At 71.7% G+C, this 24,261-nt stretch carries 27 protein-coding genes; 19 read left to right on the top strand and 8 right to left on the bottom strand.

What is annotated here, in order from left to right:
• Nucleotides 1-4: 4 nt before the first annotated feature.
• From ACFYPC_RS18500 to ACFYPC_RS18470, 7 genes are all read left to right on the top strand, one after another.
• On the top strand, nucleotides 5-169 hold the full coding sequence (locus ACFYPC_RS18500; protein ID WP_388677042.1) for a hypothetical protein: 165 nt from the start codon (nucleotides 5-7) through the stop codon (nucleotides 167-169).
• Nucleotides 160-807 carry an imidazole glycerol phosphate synthase subunit HisH gene (hisH, locus tag ACFYPC_RS18495; protein ID WP_388677039.1) on the top strand — a complete coding sequence of 216 codons (648 nt, stop codon included), beginning with the start codon at nucleotides 160-162 and terminating at the stop codon, nucleotides 805-807. The genes ACFYPC_RS18500 and hisH overlap by 10 nt, the downstream gene beginning before the upstream one ends.
• Before the next feature lie 3 nt (nucleotides 808-810).
• Nucleotides 811-1,539 (top strand): bifunctional 1-(5-phosphoribosyl)-5-((5-phosphoribosylamino)methylideneamino)imidazole-4-carboxamide isomerase/phosphoribosylanthranilate isomerase PriA, encoded by a 729-nt coding sequence (gene priA / locus ACFYPC_RS18490; RefSeq protein WP_385738455.1) that lies wholly within the window; start codon nucleotides 811-813, stop codon nucleotides 1,537-1,539.
• Nucleotides 1,536-1,934, top strand: a complete 399-nt coding sequence (locus tag ACFYPC_RS18485) for a RidA family protein (protein ID WP_388677036.1) — start codon at nucleotides 1,536-1,538, stop codon at nucleotides 1,932-1,934. Before priA ends, ACFYPC_RS18485 begins: the two co-directional genes overlap by 4 nt.
• Nucleotides 1,931-2,686 (top strand): imidazole glycerol phosphate synthase subunit HisF, encoded by a 756-nt coding sequence (gene hisF, locus ACFYPC_RS18480; protein WP_388677033.1) that lies wholly within the window; start codon nucleotides 1,931-1,933, stop codon nucleotides 2,684-2,686. The genes ACFYPC_RS18485 and hisF overlap by 4 nt, the downstream gene beginning before the upstream one ends.
• Nucleotides 2,687-2,813: 127 nt before the next feature.
• Complete coding sequence (locus ACFYPC_RS18475; protein WP_388677030.1) at nucleotides 2,814-3,401, top strand: ArsR/SmtB family transcription factor; 588 nt, start codon at nucleotides 2,814-2,816, stop codon at nucleotides 3,399-3,401.
• Nucleotides 3,402-3,482: 81 nt separating this feature from the next.
• Nucleotides 3,483-4,736, top strand: a complete 1,254-nt coding sequence (locus ACFYPC_RS18470) for an MFS transporter (protein WP_388677302.1) — start codon at nucleotides 3,483-3,485, stop codon at nucleotides 4,734-4,736.
• 20 nt (nucleotides 4,737-4,756) lie between these two features.
• Here the strand turns inward: ACFYPC_RS18470 and ACFYPC_RS18465 are convergent, their stop codons facing one another.
• Nucleotides 4,757-5,392 carry a TIGR03085 family metal-binding protein gene (locus ACFYPC_RS18465; protein ID WP_388677027.1) on the bottom strand — a complete coding sequence of 212 codons (636 nt, stop codon included), beginning with the start codon at nucleotides 5,390-5,392 and terminating at the stop codon, nucleotides 4,757-4,759.
• Between the two features lie 334 nt (nucleotides 5,393-5,726).
• On the opposite strand from ACFYPC_RS18465, the gene hisI reads away from it, so the two are divergent.
• From hisI to lgt, 11 genes are all read left to right on the top strand, one after another.
• Nucleotides 5,727-6,140: a phosphoribosyl-AMP cyclohydrolase gene (gene hisI, locus ACFYPC_RS18460; protein WP_388677025.1), complete on the top strand. Its 414-nt coding sequence runs from the start codon at nucleotides 5,727-5,729 to the stop codon at nucleotides 6,138-6,140.
• Between the two features lie 11 nt (nucleotides 6,141-6,151).
• Nucleotides 6,152-7,639, top strand: a complete 1,488-nt coding sequence (locus tag ACFYPC_RS18455; protein WP_388677022.1) for an anthranilate synthase component I — start codon at nucleotides 6,152-6,154, stop codon at nucleotides 7,637-7,639.
• A gap of 52 nt (nucleotides 7,640-7,691) precedes the next feature.
• Nucleotides 7,692-8,345 carry a TIGR02234 family membrane protein gene (locus tag ACFYPC_RS18450; RefSeq protein WP_388677019.1) on the top strand — a complete coding sequence of 218 codons (654 nt, stop codon included), beginning with the start codon at nucleotides 7,692-7,694 and terminating at the stop codon, nucleotides 8,343-8,345.
• A gap of 180 nt (nucleotides 8,346-8,525) precedes the next feature.
• The gene (locus ACFYPC_RS18445; RefSeq protein WP_388677017.1) at nucleotides 8,526-8,765 is read left to right on the top strand and encodes an HGxxPAAW family protein; all 240 of its coding nucleotides are present in this window, start codon (nucleotides 8,526-8,528) and stop codon (nucleotides 8,763-8,765) included.
• Nucleotides 8,766-8,857: 92 nt separating this feature from the next.
• Complete coding sequence (locus ACFYPC_RS18440) at nucleotides 8,858-9,313, top strand: DUF2752 domain-containing protein (protein WP_388677014.1); 456 nt, start codon at nucleotides 8,858-8,860, stop codon at nucleotides 9,311-9,313.
• 175 nt (nucleotides 9,314-9,488) lie between these two features.
• Entirely contained in the window at nucleotides 9,489-10,298 is an 810-nt protein-coding gene (gene trpC / locus ACFYPC_RS18435; protein ID WP_388677011.1) for an indole-3-glycerol phosphate synthase TrpC, read from the top strand.
• A gap of 7 nt (nucleotides 10,299-10,305) precedes the next feature.
• Entirely contained in the window at nucleotides 10,306-10,563 is a 258-nt protein-coding gene (gene trpM / locus ACFYPC_RS18430; protein WP_388677009.1) for a tryptophan biosynthesis modulator TrpM, read from the top strand.
• A gap of 323 nt (nucleotides 10,564-10,886) precedes the next feature.
• A complete protein-coding gene (trpB, locus tag ACFYPC_RS18425) occupies nucleotides 10,887-12,170 on the top strand; it encodes a tryptophan synthase subunit beta (RefSeq protein ID WP_385738431.1) in 1,284 nt (427 codons plus the stop codon).
• Entirely contained in the window at nucleotides 12,167-12,982 is an 816-nt protein-coding gene (gene trpA / locus ACFYPC_RS18420) for a tryptophan synthase subunit alpha (protein ID WP_388677007.1), read from the top strand. Before trpB ends, trpA begins: the two co-directional genes overlap by 4 nt.
• 102 nt (nucleotides 12,983-13,084) lie before the next feature.
• Entirely contained in the window at nucleotides 13,085-13,861 is a 777-nt protein-coding gene (locus tag ACFYPC_RS18415; RefSeq protein ID WP_388677005.1) for a DsbA family protein, read from the top strand.
• 155 nt (nucleotides 13,862-14,016) lie between these two features.
• Nucleotides 14,017-15,015 carry a prolipoprotein diacylglyceryl transferase gene (gene lgt, locus ACFYPC_RS18410; protein WP_388677002.1) on the top strand — a complete coding sequence of 333 codons (999 nt, stop codon included), beginning with the start codon at nucleotides 14,017-14,019 and terminating at the stop codon, nucleotides 15,013-15,015.
• Nucleotides 15,016-15,302: 287 nt separating this feature from the next.
• Here the strand turns inward: lgt and ACFYPC_RS18405 are convergent, their stop codons facing one another.
• Genes ACFYPC_RS18405 through ACFYPC_RS18375 form a run of 7 tightly spaced genes read right to left on the bottom strand, consistent with a single transcriptional unit; the run spans nucleotide 15,303 to nucleotide 23,218 of the window.
• Nucleotides 15,303-16,142, bottom strand: coding sequence for an HpcH/HpaI aldolase/citrate lyase family protein (locus ACFYPC_RS18405; protein WP_388676999.1), 840 nt, complete (start codon nucleotides 16,140-16,142; stop codon nucleotides 15,303-15,305).
• The gene (locus ACFYPC_RS18400; RefSeq protein ID WP_388676997.1) at nucleotides 16,139-17,341 is read right to left on the bottom strand and encodes a CaiB/BaiF CoA transferase family protein; all 1,203 of its coding nucleotides are present in this window, start codon (nucleotides 17,339-17,341) and stop codon (nucleotides 16,139-16,141) included. Before ACFYPC_RS18400 ends, ACFYPC_RS18405 begins: the two co-directional genes overlap by 4 nt.
• On the bottom strand, nucleotides 17,338-18,249 hold the full coding sequence (rbsK, locus tag ACFYPC_RS18395; RefSeq protein ID WP_388676995.1) for a ribokinase: 912 nt from the start codon (nucleotides 18,247-18,249) through the stop codon (nucleotides 17,338-17,340). Before rbsK ends, ACFYPC_RS18400 begins: the two co-directional genes overlap by 4 nt.
• Entirely contained in the window at nucleotides 18,246-19,700 is a 1,455-nt protein-coding gene (locus tag ACFYPC_RS18390) for an ADP-ribosylglycohydrolase family protein (RefSeq protein WP_388676992.1), read from the bottom strand. The genes rbsK and ACFYPC_RS18390 overlap by 4 nt, the downstream gene beginning before the upstream one ends.
• Complete coding sequence (locus tag ACFYPC_RS18385) at nucleotides 19,697-20,863, bottom strand: ADP-ribosylglycohydrolase family protein (protein ID WP_388676990.1); 1,167 nt, start codon at nucleotides 20,861-20,863, stop codon at nucleotides 19,697-19,699. The genes ACFYPC_RS18390 and ACFYPC_RS18385 overlap by 4 nt, the downstream gene beginning before the upstream one ends.
• Before the next feature lie 7 nt (nucleotides 20,864-20,870).
• A complete protein-coding gene (locus ACFYPC_RS18380; protein WP_388676988.1) occupies nucleotides 20,871-22,115 on the bottom strand; it encodes an ADP-ribosylglycohydrolase family protein in 1,245 nt (414 codons plus the stop codon).
• Entirely contained in the window at nucleotides 22,112-23,218 is a 1,107-nt protein-coding gene (locus tag ACFYPC_RS18375; RefSeq protein WP_388676985.1) for an ADP-ribosylglycohydrolase family protein, read from the bottom strand. Before ACFYPC_RS18375 ends, ACFYPC_RS18380 begins: the two co-directional genes overlap by 4 nt.
• Before the next feature lie 310 nt (nucleotides 23,219-23,528).
• On the opposite strand from ACFYPC_RS18375, the gene ACFYPC_RS18370 reads away from it, so the two are divergent.
• Nucleotides 23,529-24,260, top strand: coding sequence for a VIT1/CCC1 transporter family protein (locus tag ACFYPC_RS18370; protein ID WP_388676983.1), 732 nt, complete (start codon nucleotides 23,529-23,531; stop codon nucleotides 24,258-24,260).
• The last annotated feature ends 1 nt before the right edge of the window (nucleotide 24,261 follow it).

The following is a 24,261-nucleotide window of genomic DNA, read 5'->3' as shown; positions in this document are numbered from 1 at the left end:
AGCCATGACAGGCCTCAACACCATCCTCATCGTCGTCGGACTCTTCCTGCTCGGCGGTGTCTACTCCTTCGTCAAGCAGAAGATGCCGATGAGCCTCATCGTGCTGCTCTCGATCGCCGCCGCGATGTGCCTCGTGGCGGGGGTCCTGCGCTTGGAGGTGTGGAATTGACCGCGCCGAAGAAGGTTGTTGTCTTCGACTACGGCTTCGGGAACGTGCGTTCCGCCGAGCGGGCGATCGCGCGTACCGGTGCCGAGGTCGAGATAACGCGTGACTACGACAAGGCCATGAACGCCGACGGGCTGCTGGTGCCGGGCGTCGGCGCGTTCGAAGCGTGCATGAAGGGCCTGCGGGAGGCGCGCGGCGACTGGATCGTCGGCCGGCGACTGGCCGGCGGCCGCCCGGTGATGGGCATCTGCGTCGGCATGCAGATCCTCTTCGCGCGGGGCATCGAGCACGGCGTGGAGACCGAGGGCCTGGACGAGTGGCCCGGCGCGGTCGAGCCGCTGCAGGCCGAGATCGTGCCCCACATGGGCTGGAACACCGTCGAAGCCCCGGCCGGCTCGCAGGCCTTCGCGGGGCTCGACGCCGACGCGCGCTTCTACTTCGTGCACTCGTACGCCGTCCACGACTGGACCCTGGAGGTCGGGAACCCGCTGATACGGGCACCCCTGGTGACCTGGTCCACGCACGGCAAGCCCTTCGTGGCGGCCGTCGAGAACGGCGCCCTGTGGGCCACCCAGTTCCACCCCGAGAAGTCCGGCGACGCCGGAGCCCAGCTGCTCACCAACTGGATCGGAACCCTGTAGACCATGGCCAAGCTCGAACTCCTCCCCGCCGTCGACGTCCGTGACGGCCAGGCGGTCCGCCTGGTGCACGGCGAGTCCGGCACGGAGACCTCCTACGGCTCCCCGCTGGAGGCGGCCCTCGCCTGGCAGCGGTCGGGCGCCGAGTGGCTGCACCTCGTCGACCTGGACGCCGCGTTCGGCACCGGCGACAACCGCAAGCTGATCGCCGAGGTCACCGGCGCCATGGACATCAAGGTGGAGCTGTCCGGCGGCATCCGCGACGACGACACCCTCGCCGCGGCGCTCGCCACCGGCTGCACCCGCGTCAACCTCGGCACCGCGGCTCTGGAGACCCCCGAGTGGGTCGCCAAGGTCATCGCCGAGCACGGCGACAAGATCGCGGTCGGTCTCGACGTACGCGGCACGACGCTGCGCGGCCGCGGCTGGACCCGCGACGGCGGCGACCTCTACGCGACGCTGGAGCGCCTCAACTCCGAGGGCTGCGCGCGGTATGTGGTGACGGACATCGCCAAGGACGGCACCCTGCAGGGCCCGAACCTGGAACTGCTGCGCGATGTGTGCGCGGCGACCGACCGCCCGGTCGTGGCCTCCGGAGGCGTCTCCTCCCTGGACGACCTGCGTGCCATCGCCGAGCTCGTGCCCCTCGGCGTCGAGGGCTCGATCGTCGGCAAGGCCCTGTACGCGAAGGCGTTCACCCTGGAAGAGGCCCTGGAAGCGGTGGCTGCCCTGTGAGCGGCGTACGACGTATCCAGACCGGCGCGCCCTGGGAGGAGTCCTTCGGGTACTCCCGTGCGGTGGAGCTGCCGAACGGCCTGGTGCTGGTCGCCGGGTGCACCTCCGTGATCAACGGGGAGATCGCAGCCGGAGACCCGTACGAGCAGACGGTCAACTCCTTCAACGTGGCGTTCGCCGCGCTCGAGCAGCTCGGCCTCGGCCGTGACGACGTCGTCCGTACGCGCATGTACATCACCCACGCCCGGGACGTGGAGGACATCGGCCGCGCCCACAAGGAGCTGTTCGACTCAGTGCGCCCCGTCGCATCGATGATCATCGTCTCCGGTTTCGTGGACCCGAGTCTGGTCGTCGAGGTCGAGGTGGAGGCGTTCCGGGGAGAGTCGGCGTCATGACCCTCGCCGTACGAGTCATCCCCTGCCTGGACGTCGACAACGGCCGGGTCGTCAAGGGCGTCAACTTCCAGAACCTGCGCGACGCGGGCGACCCCGTCGAGATGGCCAAGGTGTACGACGCCGAGGGCGCCGACGAGCTGACCTTCCTGGACATCACCGCCTCCTCCGGCAACCGCGAGACCACGTACGACGTGGTGCGCCGCACGGCCGAGCAGGTCTTCATCCCGCTGACCGTGGGGGGCGGTGTCCGCACCGCCGAGGACGTGGACAAGCTGCTGCGGGCCGGTGCGGACAAGGTCGGGGTCAACACGGCGGCCATCACCCGGCCCGAACTCATCCGGGAGATCGCGGAGCGGTTCGGGCGGCAGGTCCTGGTGCTGTCGGTGGACGCCCGGCGCACGGAGAGCGGCTCCTTCGAGGTCACCACGCACGGCGGGCGCAAGGGCACCGGCATCGACGCCGTCGAGTGGGCGCACCGGGCCGCCGAGCTGGGCGCGGGGGAGATCCTGCTCAACTCGATGGACGCGGACGGCACGAAGGACGGCTACGACATCGAGATGATCGAGGCCGTACGCAAGCACGTGACCGTTCCGCTGATCGCCAGCGGCGGCGCGGGGCGGCTCGCCCACTTCCCGCCGGCCATCGCCGCGGGCGCCGACGCGGTCCTCGCCGCGTCCGTCTTCCACTTCGGGGACCTGCGGATCGGTGAGGTGAAGGAGACGCTGCGGGGGGCGGGGTATCCCGTTCGCTGAGGCCAACCGCCTTTGAGCCCCGGTCACTTGGTGGCCGGGGCTCAGTTGTGTGTCCGCACGGAGTTCATGAAAGGAAAGTTGCGCAATTTTAGTTGCGCAATTTTCCTTTCGCATCTAGGGTCGAGGCATGGCAAGCAAGGAGAACCGCCGGATCACGGACGTGGGCACGCTCAAGGCCCTGGGGCATCCGCTGCGGATGAAGCTGTACCGGGCGTTGATCGTGACCCGCGCCGCGACCGCGTCCCAGTTGGGCGAGCAGGTCGACGAGGCGCCCTCACTGGTCAGCTACCACCTGCGCAAGCTCGCCGAGCACGGGCTGATCGAGGAAGCCGAGCAGCGCAGCGAGGACGGCCGTGAGCGCTGGTGGCAGCCCGCCTCGGACGGCGTGAGCGTCCGGGGCGAGGACTTCCGGGACGCGCCCGAGAAGGAGGCCGCGCACCTGGCCTTCACCCGGCTCTTCTACGAACAGCGCGGCGACGCCTACCGGCGCTACCTGGACGAGCGTGCCACCTGGCCCACCGAGTGGAACGACGCCGCGGCCGACTCGGAGGCCACGCTCCGGCTGACGGCCGTCGAACTCGACGCGCTCAAGGACGAGTTGCTCACGGTCATCAGGAAGTACGACGACAAGGGCCGCGTCGACGAAGCGGCCGGCGCCACCGAAGGGCGCGAGAACGTCGCGCTGCACGTGTACGGCTTCCCCTTCCGCCCCTGAGAGCCCTGAGAGCCCTGAGAGCCCTGAGACCACTGAAAGTCCTGAGCCCCTGAGAGTCCTGAGAGGACGCGCTCCGTGACCATGACCGCCGCACCCCGGACCCAGGGCCCGGCCCCGGTCATCACCGAAACACCCGCCCACCGCGACGGCAACGTGCTGCGCTGGCTCGGCGCCTACGCCTCGTCGATGATCGGCGACAACGTCTACTACATCGCGTTGTCCTGGGCGGCCGTCCAGGCCGGTACGCCTTCGCAGGCCGGGCTCGTGATGGCCGTGAGCGCCGTGCCGCGGGCGCTGCTGATGCTGGGCGGGGGAGTCGTCGCCGACCGCTTCGGGCCGCGGAAGGTCGTCATCGGCAGTGACGCCATACGCTGCGTGGCCGTCCTCGCGGTGGCCGCACTGCTGTTCACGGCGAGCCCCGGACTGTGGCCGCTGGCCCTGCTCGCCGTCGTCTTCGGCGCCGTCGACGCGGTCTTCATGCCCGCGGTGGGCGCCCTCCCCGCCCGCGTCACCGGCCACGGCCAGCTCGCCCGCGTCCAGGGCATGCGCGGCCTCGCGATACGCCTCGCCAACGTGGTGGGCGCACCGCTCGGCGGTCTCTGCGTGGCCCTCGGGGGCGCGGCGGCGGCCTTCGGCCTGGCGGGGATGCTGATCGCCGTGTCGGTGCCGCTACTGGTCTCCGTACGGATGAAGGACCTGCCCGCCGACGACAAGGTCGCGCGGGGCACCCCGTGGCGCGACCTCCGGGACGGGCTGCGGTACATCCGGCGCCACCCCGTCCTCGCCCCGCTCATCGTCGCCATCGCGCTCGGCGACCTCGGCTTCGTCGGCCCGCTCAACGTGGGCCTGACCCTGCTGGCCGATCAGCGCGGCTGGGGCGCCTCCGGGATGGGCTGGGTGCTCGCCGGGTTCGGGACCGGTGCGGGGGCCGCCGGACTGCTGCTGACCGTGCGTGGCCGGCTGCCGCACGCAGGGCGGGTCTCGGCGGTGGCGATCCTGGCGGGTGCGGTCGCGATCGGTTCGCTCGCGTACGTCCCCACGGTTGCCGCCGCCGTCGGTGTCGCCCTCCTCATCGGACTGCTCGCGGGGCTCAGCGGCGCCCTGTGCGGCGCGCTGCTGCAGACCCAGGCGGACCCCGCCTACCTCGGGCGGGTCAGCTCCGTCTCGGGCATCGTCAGCCTCGGCCTCGCCCCGCTCAGCATGCCGTTGACCGCCGCCGCGATCGGCTGGTGGGGCACCGGGCCCGTCTTCGTCACCAGCGCGGTGGTCTGCGGGCTCGGCGGGGTGCTCGCCCTGAGCGTCGCCCCCTTGCGCCGCGCCGAGCTGCCGAAGTAGCCGGGCTGCCGCAGCAGCGGTCAGAGGTCGAGCTGCTTCGCCTCGTGCAGCTTCGTGATCGCGTCCTTGTCGCCCTCCAACTCGACATCGGCCACCTGCTGCCGTCCGAACACGAACATCAGCAGTTCCGAGGGCTCGCCGGTCACCGTCACGACCGGCGTGCCCTTGTGCGCGACCGCCGTCTGGCCGTCCGGCCGGCGCAGTACCAGGCCGGTCGGGGCGCTGCGCCCCGTCAGCCGGGCCGTGCGCTCCAGACGGGACCACAGGGCGTCCTGGAAGACCGAGTCCAGCGCCCGCGGTGTCCAGTCGGGCTGCGCACGGCGTACGTCCTCGGTGTGGACGTAGAACTCGATGGTGTTCGCCGCCTCGTCGATCTGCTTCAGGGAGAACGGCGAGAAGCGCGGCGGACCCGTACGAATCAGCTGGATCAGCTCTTCGTACGGCTTCTCGGCGAACTCTGTCATCACCCGCTCGAGGCGCGGCGCGAGCTGCTTGATCCACGTTCCGCCGACGGCGTCGGCGCGGCGCTCGCGTATCACCACGTGCGCGGCGAGATCACGGGTGTTCCAGCCCTCGCACAAGGTGGGGGCGTCCGGACCCTCGGCCTCCAACAGGTCGGCGAGGAGAAGTCGTTCACGCTTTGCATGGGTCGACATGCCAGCAAGCCTACGACCGCCTTACCGGTCCGCCCAGTGGACGGCGGCCAGTAGGGCAGCGGGAGGGGCCCTGGGCGGGTGGACGACCGGCGTGCCGTGCCCGGTCCGGCCCGTGGGGCGAATGCCGGGCGATACCCGGCCCGGCCTGCGGGGCGAATGTCGAGCGATACCCGGTCCCGCCTGTGGGGCGAATGTCGAGCGATACCCGGTCCCGCGTGTGGGAAAAATGCCAAGCGATACCCCGGTCCCGCCTGTGGACAAACATCGGGCCATGCCCGGTCCGGCCTGTGGACAACTGGCGGGCGCGTCTCGTCGGCGCGGCACAATGGTCCCCATGACCAGCACGCCTCCGCCCAGCAGGCCCAGCAGCCTGGACCCCGAGATCGCCGCGCGCCTCAAGCGCGGCACCGACGGGCTCGTCCCCGCCATCGCCCAGCAGTACGACACCGGTGAGGTGCTGATGCTCGGCTGGATGGACGACGAGGCGCTGCATCGCACGCTCACCACGGGCCGCTGCACGTACTGGTCGCGCAGCCGCCAGGAGTACTGGGTCAAGGGCGACACGTCCGGCCACTTCCAGCACGTGAAATCCGTCGCGCTGGACTGTGACGCCGACACGGTTCTCGTGCAGGTCGACCAGGTCGGCGCGGCCTGCCACACGGGTGCCCGCACCTGTTTCGACGCCGACGTACTGGTCGACGTAGTGCTCAAGGGCGCCGATTCCGGCGTACCGGCACGGGATCAGTAAGGTCAGCCGCCATGGACCTCGAGACCTTCCGCAAGCTGGCCACCGACCGCCGTGTGATCCCCGTCAGCCGCAAGCTCCTCGCGGACGGTGACACACCGGTCGCGCTCTACCGCAAGCTGGCCGCCGAGCGCCCCGGCACCTTCCTCCTGGAGTCCGCGGAGAACGGCCGCACCGCGATTGCGTGGTCCCGCTACTCCTTCGTGGGCGTCCGAAGCCGAGCCACCCTCACCGAGCGGGACGGGCAGGCCCACTGGCTCGGCACCCCGCCCGTCGGCGTCCCCGTCGACGGGGACCCGCTCGCCGCGCTGCACGCCACCATCGAGGCCCTGCACACGCCGCACGGCGAGGGACTGCCGCCGTTCACCGGCGGCATGGTCGGCTATCTGGGGTACGACATCGTGCGCCGCCTGGAGAAGATCGGCGCCGGTGAGCACGACGACCTGAAGCTCCCCGAGCTGACCATGCTGCTCACCAGCGACCTCGCCGTCATGGACCACTGGGACGGCTCGGTCCAGCTGATCGCCAACGCGATCAACCACAACGACCTCGACACGGGCGTCGACGAGGCGTACGCGGACGCCGTCGCGCGCCTCGACGCCATGGAGGCGGACCTCTCCCGCGCGGTCTCGCAGCCGCCCGCCGCGCTTCCGCCCTCCGAGCTCCCCGAGTACACCGCGCTCTGGGGCGGCCCGGACTACCAGGACGCGGTCGAGGACATCAAGGAGCGCATCCGCGCCGGGGAGGCCTTCCAGGTCGTACCCTCCCAGCGCTTCGAAACGCCGTGCACGGCAAGCGCGTTGGACGTGTACCGAGTCCTGCGGGCGACCAATCCCTCCCCGTACATGTACCTCTTCCGCTTCGACGGGTTCGATGTCGTCGGCTCGTCCCCCGAGGCCCTCGTCAAGGTCGAGGACGGGCACGCGATGGTGCACCCCATCGCCGGCACCCGGCCGCGCGGCGCCACCGTCCAGGAGGACCAGGCCCTGGCGGACGAGCTGATCGCCGACCCCAAGGAGCGCGCCGAGCACCTCATGCTCGTCGACCTGGGGCGCAACGACCTCGGGCGGGTCTGCGAACCGGGCTCCGTCGAGGTCGTCGACTTCATGTCCATCGAGCGGTACTCACACGTGATGCACATCGTCTCGACGGTGACCGGGCGGGTCGCGGCAGGCCGCACCGCCTTCGACGTCCTGACCGCCTGCTTCCCCGCGGGCACCCTCTCGGGCGCGCCCAAGCCGCGCGCGATGCAGATCATCGACGAACTGGAGCCCTCCAGAAGGGGGTTGTACGGCGGCTGCGTCGGCTATCTCGACTTCGCGGGCGACTCCGACACCGCCATCGCCATCCGTACGGCGCTGTTGCGCGACGGCACCGCATACGTACAGGCCGGTGCCGGAGTCGTCGCCGACTCGGACCCCGTGGCGGAGGACAACGAGTGCCGCAACAAGGCCGCGGCGGTGCTCCGCGCCGTGCACACGGCGAACCGGCTCGGGCAATAGGACAAGGCTCACGTGAACCCCGGGTGACCGTTCGGCCGGGGTTCAGGCGATAGTGGAGTACGTGACTGCTGTTCCGCACCCCCGATCCGAAACGCCCGGCCCCGTCGGCTCCGGCCGCCGCAGCCTCGCCGTGGCCCTGCTGAGCGGCGCCCTCGGCGCGGCAGTGGCGCTGCTGTCGACCCGGCAGAACTGGTCTTCGGGCACCGCCTCGGTGGCCGGCGGCGACTTTCCGCTGACCGCCTCGGGCAGCGACGTCACGGGCGTGCCCGCGGCGCTCGCGATAGTGGGCCTCGCCGCGCTCGTCGCCGTCTTCGCGGTCCGCCGCTCCGGACGCTTCCTCGTCTCCGCGCTGCTCGCGCTCTCCGGCGCCGGCATCGTCGTCGCGGCCGTGCTCGGCGCCGGCGACAGCTCGGCCCTCGACGAGAAGGCCGCGGCGGCCTCGGGCGACACCGCCGCCACCGCGGACGCGCTCAGCCACACCGCCTGGCCGTACGTCGCCGCCGCGGGCGGCGCGCTCATCCTCCTCGCGGGTCTCCTCGCGCTGCGCTACGGGCGGCTGTGGCCCGCGATGTCGGGCCGCTACGAGCGCGACGGGACACCCCGGCCGCGCAAGGCCAAGCCGGTCGACCCGGACCGCCCCGAGGACATCTGGAAGGCGCTCGACCGGGGCGAGGACCCGACGGGGCCGGACCCGGCGGGGACCTGAGCCCCGGTCCTCGGCAGGCTTCGGGAGGCTTCCGCCCCGGGCTTCCGTCCTGACCCGGCGGAACCGACGCGCGAGGACCGACCCCCCGCTCACGGCATGCCCGGGAGTACGGGACAATGGCCGTGGAGCGTCCGACCCACCACACATACGCAGCACATACACAGCAACGAGGAGCAAGTCATGGCGGGCAGCAGCCACGGTCACACCCCGGCCGCCTGGACCGGTGTCATCATCGCCTTCATCGGTTTCTGCGTCTCAGGCGCCTTCACGGTGCTGGCCGACCCGCTGGGCTTCTGGGCCGGCCTGGTCATCGTCGCCCTCGGCGGTGTCGTCGGCATGGTGATGCAGGCGGCGGGCCTGGGCAAGGCGAAGACCAAGCCTGTGCAACAGGCCCGTGAGGCCGTGGGCGCCGAGGGCTGAGCATCCCGTAGGCCTGTTCGAGGGGCGGTTCCGGCGCAGTCGCCGGGGCCGCCTCTCGCACATGTGGGCGTTCCGGGCGGGCGAGGGGCACAATGCGGGGGGTGAACGCCGAATCCCAGCGAGTGACACACGGCGCGGAGCCCGGAGCGGGCGCCGCACTGCGGCGGCTCGCCGTACCCGGTGGGGTGCTCGCGGCCGTCGTCGGCGCCTTCGCCTACGTCGGGGCCGTCGACCCCAACCAGCCAGGGCACTACCCCGTCTGCCCGCTGTTGCGCCTCACGGGCGTGTACTGCCCCGGCTGCGGAGGCCTGCGCAGCGCGCACGCCTTCGTGCACGGGGACTTGGCGGCGGCGTTCACGGACAACGCGCTCGCCGTCGTGGCGTTTCTGGGCTTCGCGGCGGTGTGGACCGTATGGGTGGTTCGGTCGGTGCGCGGGCGCCCGGCGCGGATCGAACTGGGGCGACTTCACCTGTGGACCATCGGCACGTTGGTGCTGGTTTTCACGGTTGTCCGGAACCTGCCCTTCGGTGGCTGGCTGCGTCCTTGATCAAATGGCAAAGGTCCAGGTAGTGGGACCGGCGTCAACCGGATGCGAGGTCTACGCCTTCCTCCGGATACCATCGCAGTGAGGGCTCTGACCCGTCCGAACCGTCCGAGGCGGTGAACCCGGGTCAGCTGCTCAACCGCTTCAGCTCTTCACCGCAGGGAAGGGGGCCGCTCGCGTGAGTGTGCTCGACGAGATCATCGACGGAGTCCGTGCCGACCTCGCGGAGCGGCAGGCGCGCGTCAGCCTCGACGAGCTCAAAGAGCGCGCGGCGAAGGCTCCGGCGGCCAAGGACGGCGTGGCAGCCCTGCGCGGTGACGGCGTCAAGGTCATCTGCGAGGTCAAGCGCTCCAGCCCGTCCAAGGGCGCGCTCGCCGCGATCGCCGACCCGGCCGGGCTCGCCGCGGACTATGAAGCGGGCGGTGCGGCCGTCATCTCGGTCCTCACCGAGCAGCGCCGTTTCGGCGGTTCGCTGGCCGACCTGGAGGCCGTTCGCGCCAGGGTCGACATCCCCGTACTGCGCAAGGACTTCATCGTCACGTCGTACCAGCTGTGGGAGGCCCGTGCGTACGGCGCCGACCTCGCGCTGCTGATCGTGGCCGCCCTGGACCAGCCCGCCCTGGAGTCCCTCATCGAGCGTGCCGAGTCCATCGGGCTCACGCCGCTCGTCGAGGTGCACGACGAGGACGAGGCCGAGCGGGCCGTGCAGGCCGGCGCGAAGGTCATCGGCGTCAACGCACGCAATCTGAAGGACCTCAAGGTGGACCGCTCCACCTTCGAGCGCGTCGCCCCCGAGATCCCGTCCGGCATCGTCAAGATCGCCGAGTCCGGCGTCCGCGGACCGCACGACCTCATCGCGTACGCCAACGCCGGCGCCGACGCGGTCCTGGTGGGCGAGTCCCTCGTCACCGGCCGCGACCCCAAGACGGCCGTCTCCGACCTGGTCGCGGCGGGCGCCCACCCCGCCCTGCGGCACGGACGGAGCTGACACCCCGGTGCCCGTCTCGCCCCACGCCGACGCTGTCTTCCGTCAGGGCCTGCGCCCCGACGGGGGTTCGGTGTGCGTGGGGTCGGCTGATACGCGCTTGGCCACAGCGTCCCGCGACGCCTACGCCCGCCTCGCCCGGGGCTGCCGCCCGCGCGGCTGCCGGGCGCCCGCGCGCCGCGTTCACGGGCGCCGCGTTCGCTATGTCATCGGCGATGAGCCGGGCCAGGTCAACGGCATGCGATGGCGCCTCGCACACGCACGCTGACGCCGTTCCGGGCGGTTTCACCCCGCGGGTGAGCTGACCGGACCCCGCACGGTCGGTCCACGCCGGTGGGCTTTTCGCCCTCGCGGTGGGAGGACCACGGCTTCGCCGTCCGGCTGGGGTCTCGCCGGGTTCGGCACCGCCGATCACCACCATCGGCTTCTCACCGTCGCGCAAGCGTGCGCGGGAGAGCCGGCGCGGGTTGACCGGTTCGGCAAAGGTGCCTCCAGCGAGGCACGTTGCCGGAGGTGTGTGCGTGCGTAAGTGGATAACGTGAACCCCTGTCCGACCTGTAACCGGGGCCGACGCCCCTGCGAGGTAGCCGCATGCCCAGCGAGTTCTTCATTCCCGACCCCGAGGGTCAAGTTCCCAGCGCCGAGGGGTACTTCGGCGCGTACGGCGGCAAGTTCATCCCGGAGGCGCTGGTCGCCGCCGTGGACGAGGTCGCCGTCGAGTACGACAAGGCGAAGTCGGATCCCGAGTTCGCGCGTGAGCTCGACGATCTGCTCGTCCACTACACCGGGCGGCCCAGCGCACTGACCGAGGTGCCGCGGTTCGCCGAACACGCCGGTGGCGCACGGGTGTTCCTCAAGCGGGAAGACCTCAACCACACCGGATCCCACAAGATCAACAACGTCCTCGGGCAAGCTCTGCTCACGCGGAGGATGGGCAAGACGCGCGTCATCGCGGAGACCGGGGCGGGCCAGCACGGCGTCGCCACCGCCACCGCCTGCGCCCTGTTCGGCCTTGAATGCACCATCTACATGGGCGAGATCGACACCCAGCGGCAGGCCCTCAACGTCGCGCGCATGCGCATGCTGGGCGCCGAGGTCATCGCCGTGAAGTCCGGCAGCCGCACCCTCAAGGACGCCATCAACGAGGCCTTCCGCGACTGGGTGGCCAACGTCGACCACACCCACTACCTCTTCGGCACCGTGGCCGGCCCGCACCCGTTCCCGGCCATGGTCCGCGACTTCCACCGGGTCATCGGGGTCGAGGCGCGGCGGCAGATCCTGGAGCGCGCCGGACGGCTTCCCGACGCCGCCGTCGCCTGTGTCGGCGGCGGCTCCAACGCCATCGGGCTCTTCCACGCCTTCATCCCCGACGCCGGCGTACGCCTCATCGGCTGCGAGCCCGCCGGGCACGGAGTGGAGACCGGGGAGCACGCGGCCACGCTGACCGCCGGTGAGCCGGGCATCCTGCACGGCTCACGGTCCTACGTCCTGCAGGACGAGGAAGGGCAGATCACCGAGCCCTACTCCATCTCGGCCGGCCTCGACTACCCGGGCATCGGGCCCGAGCACTCCTACCTCAAGGACAGCGGCCGGGGCGAGTACCGCGCGGTCACCGACGACGCGGCGATGCAGGCCCTGCGCCTGCTCTCCCGCAGCGAGGGCATCATCCCGGCGATCGAGAGCGCGCACGCGCTCGCCGGAGCCCTGGAGGTCGGCAAGGAGCTGGGACCCGACGGCCTGATCCTCATCAACCTGTCCGGCCGCGGCGACAAGGACATGGACACGGCCGCCCGCTACTTCGGCCTGTACGACACCGACGCGGAGGTCGCCGCCAACGCGGCCGACACCGCCGAGATCGAAGGGGACGCCAAGTGAGCGGCAACATCCAGCTGTTGAGCGACACCCTCGCCGGCGCCAAGGCGGAGGGGCGGTCCGCTCTCATCGCGTACCTGCCGGCCGGGTTCCCGACCGTCGACGGCGGGATCGACGCCATCAAGGCCGTCTTCGACGGGGGCGCCGACATCGTCGAGGTCGGTCTGCCGCACAGCGACCCCGTCCTGGACGGCCCCGTCATCCAGACCGCCGACGACATCGCCCTGCGCGGCGGAGTCAAGATCGCCGATGTGATGCGTACGGTCCGGGAGGCGCACGAGGCCACCGGCAAGCCGGTGCTCGTGATGACGTACTGGAATCCGATCGACCGCTACGGCGTCGAGCGCTTCACCGCCGAACTGGCGGAAGCGGGCGGCGCCGGGTGCATCCTGCCCGACCTGCCGGTGCAGGAGTCGGCTCTGTGGAGGGAGCACGCCGAGAAGCACGGGCTCGCGACCGTCTTCGTCGTCGCGCCCAGCAGCAAGGACGCCCGGCTCGCCGAGATCACCGCGGCGGGCTCCGGCTTCGTGTACGCGGCCTCGTTGATGGGCGTCACGGGGACCCGTGCGTCGGTGGGCGCGCAGGCGCAGGACCTGGTGCGGCGCACCAAGGCCACCACCGAACTGCCCGTCTGTGTCGGCCTCGGCGTCTCCAACGCCGAGCAGGCCGCCGAGGTCGCCGGCTTCGCCGACGGTGTGATCGTCGGGTCCGCCTTCGTGAAGCGGATGCTGGACGCGCCCGACGAGCGGGCCGGCCTGGAAGCCGTACGCGCGCTCGCCGCCGACCTTGCGAAGGGTGTGCGAGGGGCGCTGTAACAGACAGTGCATATCTGTAGGTAACAGACAATCCGCTCACTCGAACGGGTGGACCTGGGGCCGGGGAGGCGCGCTGCGCCTTCCCGGTTCGTTCTGCCGGATGTGAGCGAGAAGAACCGTGACGGAAAGCGCAACGCCCGCGAGCGGCTGGCGGCTGAGCGAGAGAAGCAGAAGACCACGGAGAAGCGCCGTCGGGCGCTGATCGTGGGGGCTTCGGTGGTCTGTGTCCTTGGCCTGGCCGCGGTGGTGGGCGTCGTGGCCGCCAACTCCGGCAAGGACAAGAAGAGCGACAGCGCCGGCCCGGTCGTGACGCCCTCGGGCGCGACCGGCAAGGACAGCCTCGCCATCCCTGCCGGCAAGGACAGTGCCAAGTCGACCCTCACGGTGTGGGAGGACTTCCGCTGCCCGGCGTGCAAGTCCTTCGAGACCGCCTACCGCTCGACCATCCACGAACTGGTCGACGCCGGACAGCTGAAGGTCGAGTACCACCTCGTCACGATCATCGACGGGAACATGGGCGGCAGCGGCTCCCGCAAAGCCGCCAACGCCGCCGCCTGCGCCCAGGACACCGGAAAGTTCACGGCGTACCACGACGTGCTCTACGAGAACCAGCCCGAGGAGACCGACGACGCCTTCGCCGACAACAGCAAGCTCATCGAGCTGGCGGGCAAGGTCGACGGCCTGGACACGCCCGCGTTCCAGAAGTGCGTCGACGACGGCACGCACGACAGCTGGGTCGCGAAGTCCAACGACGCTTTCGGAACCAGCGGATTCAACGGCACGCCGACGGTGCTGCTCGGCGGCACGAACATCTACGCGGACCAGTCGATGACCCCGGCGAAGCTGAAGCAGATGGTGGAGGCGGCGAACAAGGGCTGACGCGTTTGCGGGCTCGGGCGCCCACGGAAAGGCATCAGCCCTTGTTGGGCACGGGCGCCCCCGGCTTTCCGCAGGCCGGGGGCACAGCCCGTTATGGAGCCGTTGCCGGGCTGCCTGCCGTGGGCCGGGTCCGGCACGGTAGCGTCGACCCTGCCATGGAAATTGCCTACATTCCCAGTCCGTCGCAGGGTGTGCTGCATCTCGGCCCCATTCCGCTGCGCGGCTACGCGTTCTGCATCATCATCGGCGTCTTCGTAGCCGTCTGGCTCGGCAACAAGCGCTGGATCGCCCGCGGCGGGCGGCCCGGCACTGTGGCCGACATCGCGGTCTGGGCCGTGCCGTTCGGCCTGGTCGGCGGCCGGCTCTACCACGTGATCACGGACTACGAGCTGTACTTCAGCGAGGGCCGCGACTGGGTGGACGCCTTCAAGATCTGGGAGGGCGGGCTCGGAATCTGGGGCGCGATCGCGCTCGGCGCGGTGGGCGCGTGGATCGGCTGTCGACGGCGCGGTATCCCGCTGCCCGCCTGGGCCGACGCGCTCGCTCCCGGCGTCGTCTTCGCACAGGCCATCGGCCGCTGGGGCAACTGGTTCAACCAGGAGCTGTACGGCAAGGAGACGGACCTTCCCTGGGCGCTGAAGATCACGTCCTCGACGGACGGCCGGGTGCCGGGGCTGTACCACCCGACGTTCCTCTACGAGTCCCTGTGGTGCGTCGGCGTCGGCTTCCTCGTCATCTGGGCGGACCGCCGCTTCAAGCTTGGGCACGGGCGGGCGTTCGCGCTGTACGTCGCCGCGTACTGCGTCGGCCGCTTCTGGATCGAGTACCTGCGCGTCGACGAGGCCCACCACATCCTGGGCATGCGCCTCAACAACTGGACCGCGATCGTGGTCTTCATCCTCGCGGTGGTCTACCTCGTGCTGTCGGCACGGATGCGACCCGGTCGCGAGGAGGTCGTGGAGCCGCTCGCTCCCGGCGAGGGCGACGGGGACGGTGCGGCCGACGGGGGTCCCGTCGACCTGGAGAAGGCCGACGGGCCCGAGTCCGTGGACGGGGACGCGGAGTCGGCTGATGCCGAGGCGGCGGCACCTGACGACTCCGCGGAGTCCGACGAGGCCACGGCGGACGAGGCCGAGTCGGCCAAGAAGAGCTGACGGTTTTCTGTACGTCTTTCTGTACGTCGGAGGGGGCGCCGCATCCAAGGATGCGGCGCCCCCTCCTCGCTTGCCGCGCCGGGTTCCGGGGATTCGGCACCGCCGGGACGGGTGCGCTGTGGCTGAGCGCCGTTGCGGCGGTGATCAGTGGGCCGGCGTGCTGCGGGCCACTGATCACCGGACGCGGGCTTCAGCCGTTCGGCGTGCCTGCGCGAGCGGGTCGGGCGTCGTTCGGCGGTGATCAGTGGGCCGGCGTGCCGCGGGCCACTGGTTACCGGACGCGCGCTTCAGCCCCTCCTGCGTGCCAGAGCGAGCGTTCGGTGGGCGCCCGCCACCACTGCCGCGTCGATGAAGCTGCCGTCGGGGAGGGCCTGGGCGCCGGGGTCGGTGGCGGCCGCCTTGAGGATGGCCTCGGCGGTTTCGATCTCCTCCAGGGTCGGAAGGTAGGCCCGTTCGATGATCGGGAGCTGGCGGGGGTGGATGGCCGTACGGCCGAGGAAACCGAGGTCGCGACCGTGGGCGCAGGAGGCGGCGAGGCCTTCGAGGTCGCGGATGTCGGGGTGGATCGACTGGGCGGGCGGGGCCAGGCCGGCGGCGCGGGCGGCCACGACCACGCGGGCGCGGGACCAGTCCAGGCCCGCGTCCCCCCGTGCGCCCAGGTCCGCCCGAAGGTCGGCCTCGCCGAGCGCGATGCCGCGCAGCGCAGGGTGGGAGGAGGCGATGGCGAAGGCGTGTTCCACGCCGAGCGCCGTTTCCAGGAGGGCGTACAGCGGGATCGCGCCTCCGCCGGAGGAGGGCGTGTCCTGCGCGACCCTGACGACCTCGGCGGGTGAGGTCACCTTGGGCAGACGGAGTCCCGACAGGCCGGGCAGCGGGGAGAGTGCGTCGAGGTCGGCTTGCGCGTGGGGGCCGCCGAGGGCGTTCACGCGGACGTGGACCGGGACCGGCGGGGCTTCGGAGAGGAGTTCCGCGGTGGCCGCGCGGGCATACCCCTTGCGGTCCGGGGCGACCGCGTCCTCCAGGTCGACGATGACGACGTCCGAGCCCGACACCAGCGCCTTGGCGACGACTTCGGGCCGGTCACCGGGAACGTACAGCCAAGTGAGGGGCAGGGGATGCTCGGTCATAGCGCGCCCTCCGACCGCAGCGCGTCGATCTCCCGGTCCGTCAGGCCGAGTTCGGCGAGGACCGTGTCCGTGTCCGCGCCGTGCGGGCGGCCCGCCCAGTGGATCGCGCCGGGGGTGGAGGAGAGGCGGAAGAGGACGTTCTGCATGCGGAGGGGGCCCAGTTCGGGGTCGTCGACGGTGGTGATGGTGTCGAGGGCCTGGTACTGGGGGTCCGTCATCACATCCCGTACGTCCTGGATGGGAGCCACCGCCGCCTCCGCCTTCTCGAAGGCCGCGAGGACTTCCGCGCGGGTGCGGACGGCGATCCAGGTGCCGACCGCCTCGTCCAGGACGTCCGCGTGGCGGGCACGGTCGGCGCCCGTCGCGAACCACGGCTCGTCGATCAGCTCCGGGCGGCCGACCAGCCGCATCAGGCGTTCCGCGATCGACTGGGCGGAGGTGGAGACCGCGACCCAGGAACCGTCCGCCGTCCGATAGGTGTTGCGGGGCGCGTTGTTCGCGGAGCGGTTGCCGGTGCGGGGCTGGACGTGGCCCAACTGGTCGTACCAGAGCGGCTGCGGGCCAAGGACGGTCAGGATCGGTTCGATGATCGCCATGTCGATGACCTGGCCCTCGCCGGTGCGCTCGCGGGCGGTCAGCGCGGTCATCACGGCGTACGCCGTCGCAAGGCCCGCGATCGAGTCGGCCAGGCCGAAGGGCGGCAAGGTCGGCGGCGCGTCCGGCTCGCCGGTGATCGCCGCGAAGCCACTCATCGCCTCCGCCAGGGTGCCGAAGCCGGGGCGGTGCGCGTACGGGCCGAACTGGCCGAAGCCGGTGACCCGGGCGAGGACGAGGCGGGGGTTGGCGGCCGAGAGCTCCGCCCAGCCGAGGTCCCACTTCTCCAGCGTGCCGGGACGGAAGTTCTCGATGACCACATCGGCGGTGGCGGCGAGGCGCAGGAGGGTCTCGCGGCCACCCGGCTTCGACAGGTTCAATGTGATCGTGCGCTTGTTGCGGCCGAGGAGCTTCCACCACAGGCCGATGCCGTCCTTCGACGGGCCGTGGCCCCGCGACGGGTCGGGCTTGGCCGGATGCTCGATCTTGATGACCTCCGCGCCGAAGTCACCGAGCATGGTCGCGGCGAGCGGGCCGGCGAAGAGGGTGGCGAGGTCGAGGACGCGCAGACCGGTGAGGGGTGACTGCCCCTGGTGCGCGCTCATGAGGTGGACCGCAGCGTGCGCGAGGCCTGGGTCTCGATCTCGGCACGGTAGGGCATCGAGGACGTCGCCCCGATCCGCTGCACCGACAGCGCGGCGGCGGCCGAGGCCCAACGGAGGGCCTCCGGCATCTCCCGGCCCTCGGCGAGTGCCACCGCGAGGGTGCCGACGAAGGTGTCGCCCGCGCCGGTCGAGTCCACGGCGGTCACCCGCGGCGCGTGCACGGTCAGCGGTTCGGCTCCCCGGGCCGCGTACAGACAGCCCGCCGAACCCAGCGTGATGACCACCTCCGGGACCTGGTCGAGGAGTGCGGCGGCTGCCCGGCGGGGGTCGGTGGCGCCGGTGAGCGCGGCGGCCTCGTGCTCGTTGGGCACCAACAGGTCGACGGCACCGAGGAGTTCGGGTGGCAGCGGCTGGACGGGGGACGGGGTCAGGATGGTGCGTACGCCGTGGCTGCGCGCGGCTTCGGCGCCCGCGAGAACGGCCGACTGCGGGATCTCCAGCTGGAGCAGAAGCCCGTCGGCGGTGGCGATGAGGCCCTCGTCGCCGGGGGCGAGGTCGGTGACGGTGCCGTTCGCGCCGGGGATGACGACGATCGCGTTGCCGCCCTCGTCGTCGACGACGATGTGCGCGGTGCCCGACGGGCCCTCGGTGGTGCGCAGATGATCGGTGTTCACGCCCGAGTGCTCCAGCGTGGAACGGAGTTGGCTGCCGAAGGCGTCCACGCCGACCGCGCCGACCAACGAGACGTCGGCACCCGCGCGCACCGCGGCGACCGCCTGATTGGCGCCCTTGCCGCCGGGGATCGTACGGAACTCCTGGCCCGTCACGGTCTCTCCGCGCTGCGGGGCCTTGGCGACGTACGCGACGAGGTCCATGTTCGTGCTGCCGAGTACGGCGATGTGGGTCATGGGCGGGGTGCCTCCGGGCGGGTGAGCAGATGGGTCAGCCGGGCGAGGGTGTCGAAGCCGGTGCCGTCGAAGTCGGCGATCGAGGTGGACAGGCGGTTCTTGAGGGGGCCGGTCCAGTGGTCGGGGAGGGCCGCCGGGTTTCCCGCGAGCAGGCCCGCGATGCTGCCCGCGGTCGCGCCGTTCGAGTCGGTGTCCAGGCCGCCCGATACCGCCCGGCAGATGGAGCCGGTGAAGTCGCCGTTCGCGTGGGTGAGGGCCGCGGCGATCAGCGCGGTGTTGGGGATGGCGTGGACCCAGTGGTAGGCGCGGTGGGTGGTGTGGAGTTCGTCCACGACCACGTCGAAGTCGTCGTGCGTCCGGGCGAGTTGGATCGCCTGGCGGATCGCCTTCGCCAGGCGGGAGGCGGGGGGTACGACGGTGAGTCCGGTGCGCAGACAGGCGTGGACGTCGCTTGTTCCGGTGGCCGCCTCGGCGATGGCGGCCGCCGTGAACATCGCTGCGTGGACGCCGTTCGCCGTGTGGGTGAGGGTGGCGTCGCGGTGGGCCTGTTCGGCGGCGGCCGCCGGGTCGCCCGGGTTCGTCCAGCCGTGGACGTCCGCCCGGATCAGGGCGCCGATCCATTCGCGGAACGGGTTGCGGTGGACGGCCGTTCGCGGTGGTTCGACGCCGCCGAGGAGGTTGCGGTAGGCGATGCGTTCCGCGGTGAACGTGCGGCCTGCGGGGAGTTCGTCGAGCCAGAGCCGGGCGACGTCTGCGGTGCTGAAGTCCCGGCCGTGACGTTGGAGCAACAGGACGTTCAGGAGAGGGTAGTTGAGGTCGTCGTCCTCCGGCATGCCGTCGATGTTCTCGGCGAGGGAGGTGGGCGCGGAGCGCTTGTTCCAGGGGTGGGCGCGGGTGAGTTCCTCGGGGAGGCCCTTTGCCGTGAACCAGGTGTGGAGGGGCCAGTTGCCGGTGGCTCGGGCCAGTTCGCGGATGCCGCGGAGGGGGAGTTTCTCCACCGGTTTGCCCAGCAGGCAGCCGACCGCCCTTCCGAGCCAGGCGGCTTCCAGGCGGGACTGGGAGGGAGCGAAGGCGGGGGCGCTTGCCGGGGCTTGCAGGGTGCCGCTCTCTGTGGGACGGGCGCCGCCCCTAGTGGCACGCATGCCCACAGCGGGATGGGCTGCGGGCCAGTCCGGGCAGTGGGCCTTGATCTGTGTGAGGTCTGTCGGTTCCTCTTCCGTCAACTTGCTTGGTAGGTCCGCGAGTTCGTCCAGTAGGTCCTCTGCCAGTGCACGCAGGTACGGCGAAGCCGGGTTCGAGGACGCGCCCGCGCGGGACGGGGCCGCCGTGCCGCCCGCCGCTCGCCAGCGGGCCGCGACGCCCGACGGGTTTCGGCCGTCCTGGTTCGCCTGGGCGAGCTCGTGGCCGAGGAGGTCCTCGGGCTGGACCCACGTCAGGCGGAGGCCGGTCATCGAGGGCCGGCCAGTGCGGCGTACGCCGCCTCGTGCGCGCGTCTGCGCTGTACGTCCCGTTCGAAGATCTCCTGTGTGACCTCCGTGAGCGCTCTCCCGGGGGCGTCGAGGTCGAGGCGGCTGGACTCCGCGACCGTCTTGGCCCAGTCGCGGGGGATCTCCGAGCCGAGGGCGCCGGCGAGTGCGCCGGACATGGTGGCGATGGAGTCGCAGTCGCGGCCGTAGTTCACGGAGCCGAGGACCGCGTGGCCGTAGTCGCCGCCGGAGATCACCAACATGCCCAGGGCGATGGGGAGTTCCTCGATCGCGTGCAGCCGGGAGGGGCGGCGCGCGCCGAGCGAGGGGGACCGGTAGTCGGGGCCCACGGTGTCGAACGGGGTCACCGCTGCACGCAGCGGACCCAGCGCCGACTCGAAGTTGGTGTGGCGGGCGGCGACTTCGCAGACCGCCTCGATGGCGGCGCGGGTGCCGTCCTTCGCCAGGCCGAGGCAGGTGTCGATCACGGAGGCGGGGGTGGCTCCGGGCACGCAGGCCGCCGCGACCGCCGCCGCGAAGACGCCGGCGGCCTCACGGCCGTACGACGACTGGTGGGCGCCCGCGATGTCGAGCGCCTCGGCGTACGCTGCCGCCGGGTTGGCGGCGTTGACCAGGCCGACCGGGGCCATGTACATCGCTGCACCACAGTTGACGATGTTGCCGGTGCCCGCCTCCCGGGGGTCGATGTGACCGTAGTGGAGGCGGGCCACCAGCCACTTCTCCGCGAGGAAGATCCGCTGGAGAGGAAGGGCCTCGGCCTCCAGCTCGGGGATCCAGCGCGGGTTGCCCATGAGGTCGGGGACCAGGTGCTCGGCGACGGCGTAGGCGTCGAGGTGGTCGCGGACCGTGGCGTACACGCGTACCAGCGCGTGGGTCATCAAGGTGTCGTCGGTGACGTGCCCGTCGCCCTTGTGGTACGGGGCGATGGGGCGGGCGGTGCGCCAGGCGTCGCCGTTCCAGGGGCCCACGATGCCGTGCACCCGGCCGCCGTGGCGTTCCACGATCTGTGCGGGGGTGTAGCCCTCGACGGGGCCGCCGAGGGCGTCGCCCACGGCGGCCCCGACGAGGCTTCCGGTGATCCGCTCTTCCAGACTTGCTGTCAGACTTACTGCTCCTTTGGGCGTCATGCCCGAATCATCCCTCTGGGGTCGTCAGTTCCATCGCTTCGAGGAGATCGGCGAGTCCGATGAGATCCGTGCCGGTCAGACGTGGCAGGGCGCAGCCGGAGAGGGTGCGGCAGGCGTCGCGCCAGGTGGCCGGGATCGCATCGCCGCCGCCGAGTGCGCCGGTGAGCGCGCCCGCGAGGGCGGGGGCCGAGTCGGCGACCCGGGACAGACACGCGGCGGCGGGCACCGCCTCGGCGATCCGGCCGCGTGCGGCGGTGGCGAGTGCGAGGGCGACGGGGACGGTTTCCGCCGCCGCGATGCCGTAGCTGTACACGTGGTCGACGATCTGGTGTTCAAGAAGCGGCACCAGGGCGAACGTGCCCCCGCAGGCGTGGGCGAGTTTCAGTGCGTGCCGGGCGTTGCGGCCGATCTCCGTCGACTCGGGGAGTTCGGCGAGGGCGGCGCCCACGCAGGCGTCGACGTCGGCTCCGTCGAGGGCGAGCGAGATGGCGGCGGCCATCGCGCGGGCGCCGTGCACGCCGTCCCCGTCCTGGGTGTAGCGGGCGTCGAACTCGGAGAGTTCCGCGGCGAGTCGGGGGTCGCCCGGGTGGGCCACGGCGAGCACGCAGGCCCGTACGCAGGCCGCATCGTCGAAGTAGTGGGGGTTGTCGTGGCCGGTGGCGGGCGGGCGCAGGCCGGTGGCGAGGTTGCCGAGTCCGGCCCGTACGGAGATCCGGGCGCGCAGGGGGAGCAGGGCCGATTCGACCTCGGGGGCGCGGTCCGCCGCCGCGGCGACCTCGCTGGCGATCGCGTTCCACGACAGGTCGATGGACGCACGCATGCGCCGCTCGCGGCTCAGGTCTCCGAGCGCGATCGCGTCCCCGGACCGCAGTACGGCCTCCGCCGCGAACGCCGCCCACTCCGCGTCGTCCGACGGGCCGAGCCGCAGGGGTTCCGGCGGCTGGTTCAGTGCGATCGGCACGGGCAGCGTCGTCGTCGCGTTCTGCTCCGCGAACGTGTCCAGCTCCCGGGTCAGACGCCGCGTCCACTCGGGCATCCGTGCGGCGCGATGCCGGGCCGCGGGCCAGCCCGCGGCGTCGCCCGCGGCGAGGCCGAGAAGGAGACCCTCGATGCGGCGGGGTCGCCCCGAGGGGGCGGCATCTTTCGCAGTGCCGCGGGCGGGAGCCGCTGTGGAGGCGGAGCCGGCCTGACCGGCGGTCGCCCCTTCGCCGGACCCCTCTACGGGCCCGTCTCCGACCAGTCCGGGCCTCATCGCTGTACCTCCTCGTCACCGGTGACGAGGGCGAAGGCATCCGGATCGAGGGCCGGCCACTCGCCCTGTGGATCCCGTACGGGCCCGCCCGCCCTCCACTTCCCGTCATCCCCCGGCGTCAGCAGTTCCGCCACGTCCAGCACGTGGTGGCCCTGCATGGAGGGGAGGCAACTGCCCAGGGCGGGGCCGATCGCCGCAGCCCAGGCGGCCGGGATCGATGAGGCGCCGCGGGTAGCCCCGGCGAGTGCGCCGGCGACCGCCGCTGTCGTGTCCGCGTCGCGGCCCATGTTGACGGCGGTGAGGACGGACTCGGGGAAGTCGCCGTCGGCGGCCGCGTAGGCGCCGAAGGCGAGGGCGACGGCCTCGGGGGCGAGGTCGGTCCAGGGGTAGCCGCCGATGACGACCGCCGAGCGGACCGCGCGTTCGCCGCGATGGGCGACGGCGACCGCGCGGCGCAGGGAACGGGCGGTCCAGGAGTCGTCCGGGATGACGGCAAGCGCGGAGGCGACGACGGCGATGGTCGGGGCCCCCGCCATGGCCGCCGCGACGCCTGCGGCGACCGCCTGGCCGCCGTAGATGCCTTCGCCCTCGTGGCTCACCGAGCCGTCGATCGCCACCAGGCGCGCAGCCTCGGCGGGACGGCCCGCGGCGAACACGCCGAAGGGCGCCGCGCGCATCGCGAGCCCGTCGCTCCACGCGTGCCGGTGCTGGGCGGAGATCGGTGCGGCAAGGCCGCGGCGGAGGTTCTCCAGGGTGCCGCGCTCGCTGAATCCGGCGCCCTTGAACGGGCCCTCGTCCCGGTCCGCGATCCACTGGTGCCAGGCCGCCTCGACATGGGCCACGGTGAGCGCCGAGCCGTGCCGGGCAAGCAGCAGGCCGGAGAAGATCGCGTACTCGGTGTCGTCGGTCCCGGCCGGGTGCTCGGCGACGTACCCCGTGATCCGGCCCCACTTCGCGCGGATCTCGGACGGTTTCATGTTCTCGGCGGGCGCACCCAGCGCGTCTCCGACGGCGAGGCCGAGCAGCGCACCGCGTGCCCGTTCGCGGAATCCGGCGGCGTCCCCGGAGGCCGGGGCCGAGGGAATGCAGGCGATGGAAGCCATACGGTGCTGCTCCTCTCAGGGCTCCATCGCCGCCGTTCGCGACGAGTCAACGCGCGGAAACCCGGCAAACCTGGGCGACCCGCGCGGAACCCTTTGCGGATCTGTCCCACCTCCGCGGTTCACCAGAGCCTCGCGCACCTCAGCATCACCCGGTCGACATCTGCGCGTCACCTGGCACGGATGAGCGAAAATCCTTAAAGGCGCAGGTAAGCCCAGCCTTTCCTTGCTGGCGGCCTCGAAATTATCGACGTACTTTGGGTGTTGTCGAAAAGTAGAACCAGTCCAAGAGGCGCACCCCTGGGGGACCCGCATGGCCATCATCGAGACCGAAGCAGCGCTGCACGAGGCGCACCGCGACAACCACACCCACAGGGACGTCAACGGTGGCTGGCTGCGCCCCGCGGTGTTCGGTGCGATGGACGGCCTGGTCTCCAACCTGGCGCTCATGACCGGCGTCGCCGGCGGATCCGTGTCGCATCAGACGATCGTCATCACCGGGCTCGCGGGCCTCGCGGCCGGCGCCTTCTCCATGGCGGCCGGCGAGTACACCTCCGTCGCCTCGCAGCGCGAGCTGGTCGAGGCCGAACTCGAGGTCGAGCGACGCGAGTTGAGGAAGCACCCGAAGGACGAGGAGCGGGAGCTCGCCGAGCTGTACGAGACTCGCGGTGTCGACGCCTCACTGGCGCGGGAGGTCGCCCGGCAGTTGTCCCGCGACCCCGAGCAGGCCCTGGAGATACACGCCCGCGAAGAGCTGGGCATCGACCCGGGCGACCTGCCCTCCCCGACGGTCGCCGCGGTGTCGAGCTTCGGCTCCTTCGCTCTGGGCGCCCTGCTCCCCGTACTGCCGTTCCTGCTCGGCGCGACCGCCCTGTGGCCCGCGCTGCTGCTCGCGCTGATCGGGCTCTTCGCCTGTGGCGCGGTCGTGGCCAGGGTGACCGCGCGATCCTGGTGGTACAGCGGGCTTCGGCAGCTCGCTCTCGGTGGTGCCGCGGCGGGTGTGACGTACGCCCTGGGCAGTCTGTTCGGTGCGGCCGTAGGATGAC

The sequence above is a fragment of the Streptomyces sp. NPDC005808 genome, from assembly GCF_042871385.1.
GTDB lineage: Bacteria > Actinomycetota > Actinomycetes > Streptomycetales > Streptomycetaceae > Streptomyces.
This window is presented reverse-complemented; position numbering and strand designations above follow the sequence as displayed.

Excerpts from the sequence above, each read along its gene's own strand:
- ACFYPC_RS18500 (WP_388677042.1), top strand. The coding sequence starts at position 5 with ATGACAGGCCTCAACACCATCCTCATCGTCGTCGGACTCTTCCTGCTC.
- priA (WP_385738455.1), top strand. The coding sequence starts at position 811 with ATGGCCAAGCTCGAACTCCTCCCCGCCGTCGACGTCCGTGACGGCCAG.
- hisF (WP_388677033.1), top strand. The coding sequence starts at position 1,931 with ATGACCCTCGCCGTACGAGTCATCCCCTGCCTGGACGTCGACAACGGC.
- ACFYPC_RS18475 (WP_388677030.1), top strand. The coding sequence starts at position 2,814 with ATGGCAAGCAAGGAGAACCGCCGGATCACGGACGTGGGCACGCTCAAG.
- ACFYPC_RS18470 (WP_388677302.1), top strand. The coding sequence starts at position 3,483 with ATGACCGCCGCACCCCGGACCCAGGGCCCGGCCCCGGTCATCACCGAA.
- ACFYPC_RS18465 (WP_388677027.1), bottom strand. The coding sequence starts at position 5,392 with ATGTCGACCCATGCAAAGCGTGAACGACTTCTCCTCGCCGACCTGTTG.
- hisI (WP_388677025.1), top strand. The coding sequence starts at position 5,727 with ATGACCAGCACGCCTCCGCCCAGCAGGCCCAGCAGCCTGGACCCCGAG.
- ACFYPC_RS18455 (WP_388677022.1), top strand. The coding sequence starts at position 6,152 with ATGGACCTCGAGACCTTCCGCAAGCTGGCCACCGACCGCCGTGTGATC.
- ACFYPC_RS18445 (WP_388677017.1), top strand. The coding sequence starts at position 8,526 with ATGGCGGGCAGCAGCCACGGTCACACCCCGGCCGCCTGGACCGGTGTC.
- ACFYPC_RS18440 (WP_388677014.1), top strand. The coding sequence starts at position 8,858 with ATGCGGGGGGTGAACGCCGAATCCCAGCGAGTGACACACGGCGCGGAG.
- trpB (WP_385738431.1), top strand. The coding sequence starts at position 10,887 with ATGCCCAGCGAGTTCTTCATTCCCGACCCCGAGGGTCAAGTTCCCAGC.
- lgt (WP_388677002.1), top strand. The coding sequence starts at position 14,017 with ATGGAAATTGCCTACATTCCCAGTCCGTCGCAGGGTGTGCTGCATCTC.
- ACFYPC_RS18405 (WP_388676999.1), bottom strand. The coding sequence starts at position 16,142 with ATGACCGAGCATCCCCTGCCCCTCACTTGGCTGTACGTTCCCGGTGAC.
- ACFYPC_RS18400 (WP_388676997.1), bottom strand. The coding sequence starts at position 17,341 with ATGAGCGCGCACCAGGGGCAGTCACCCCTCACCGGTCTGCGCGTCCTC.
- rbsK (WP_388676995.1), bottom strand. The coding sequence starts at position 18,249 with ATGACCCACATCGCCGTACTCGGCAGCACGAACATGGACCTCGTCGCG.
- ACFYPC_RS18390 (WP_388676992.1), bottom strand. The coding sequence starts at position 19,700 with ATGACCGGCCTCCGCCTGACGTGGGTCCAGCCCGAGGACCTCCTCGGC.
- ACFYPC_RS18385 (WP_388676990.1), bottom strand. The coding sequence starts at position 20,863 with ATGACGCCCAAAGGAGCAGTAAGTCTGACAGCAAGTCTGGAAGAGCGG.
- ACFYPC_RS18380 (WP_388676988.1), bottom strand. The coding sequence starts at position 22,115 with ATGAGGCCCGGACTGGTCGGAGACGGGCCCGTAGAGGGGTCCGGCGAA.
- ACFYPC_RS18375 (WP_388676985.1), bottom strand. The coding sequence starts at position 23,218 with ATGGCTTCCATCGCCTGCATTCCCTCGGCCCCGGCCTCCGGGGACGCC.
- ACFYPC_RS18370 (WP_388676983.1), top strand. The coding sequence starts at position 23,529 with ATGGCCATCATCGAGACCGAAGCAGCGCTGCACGAGGCGCACCGCGAC.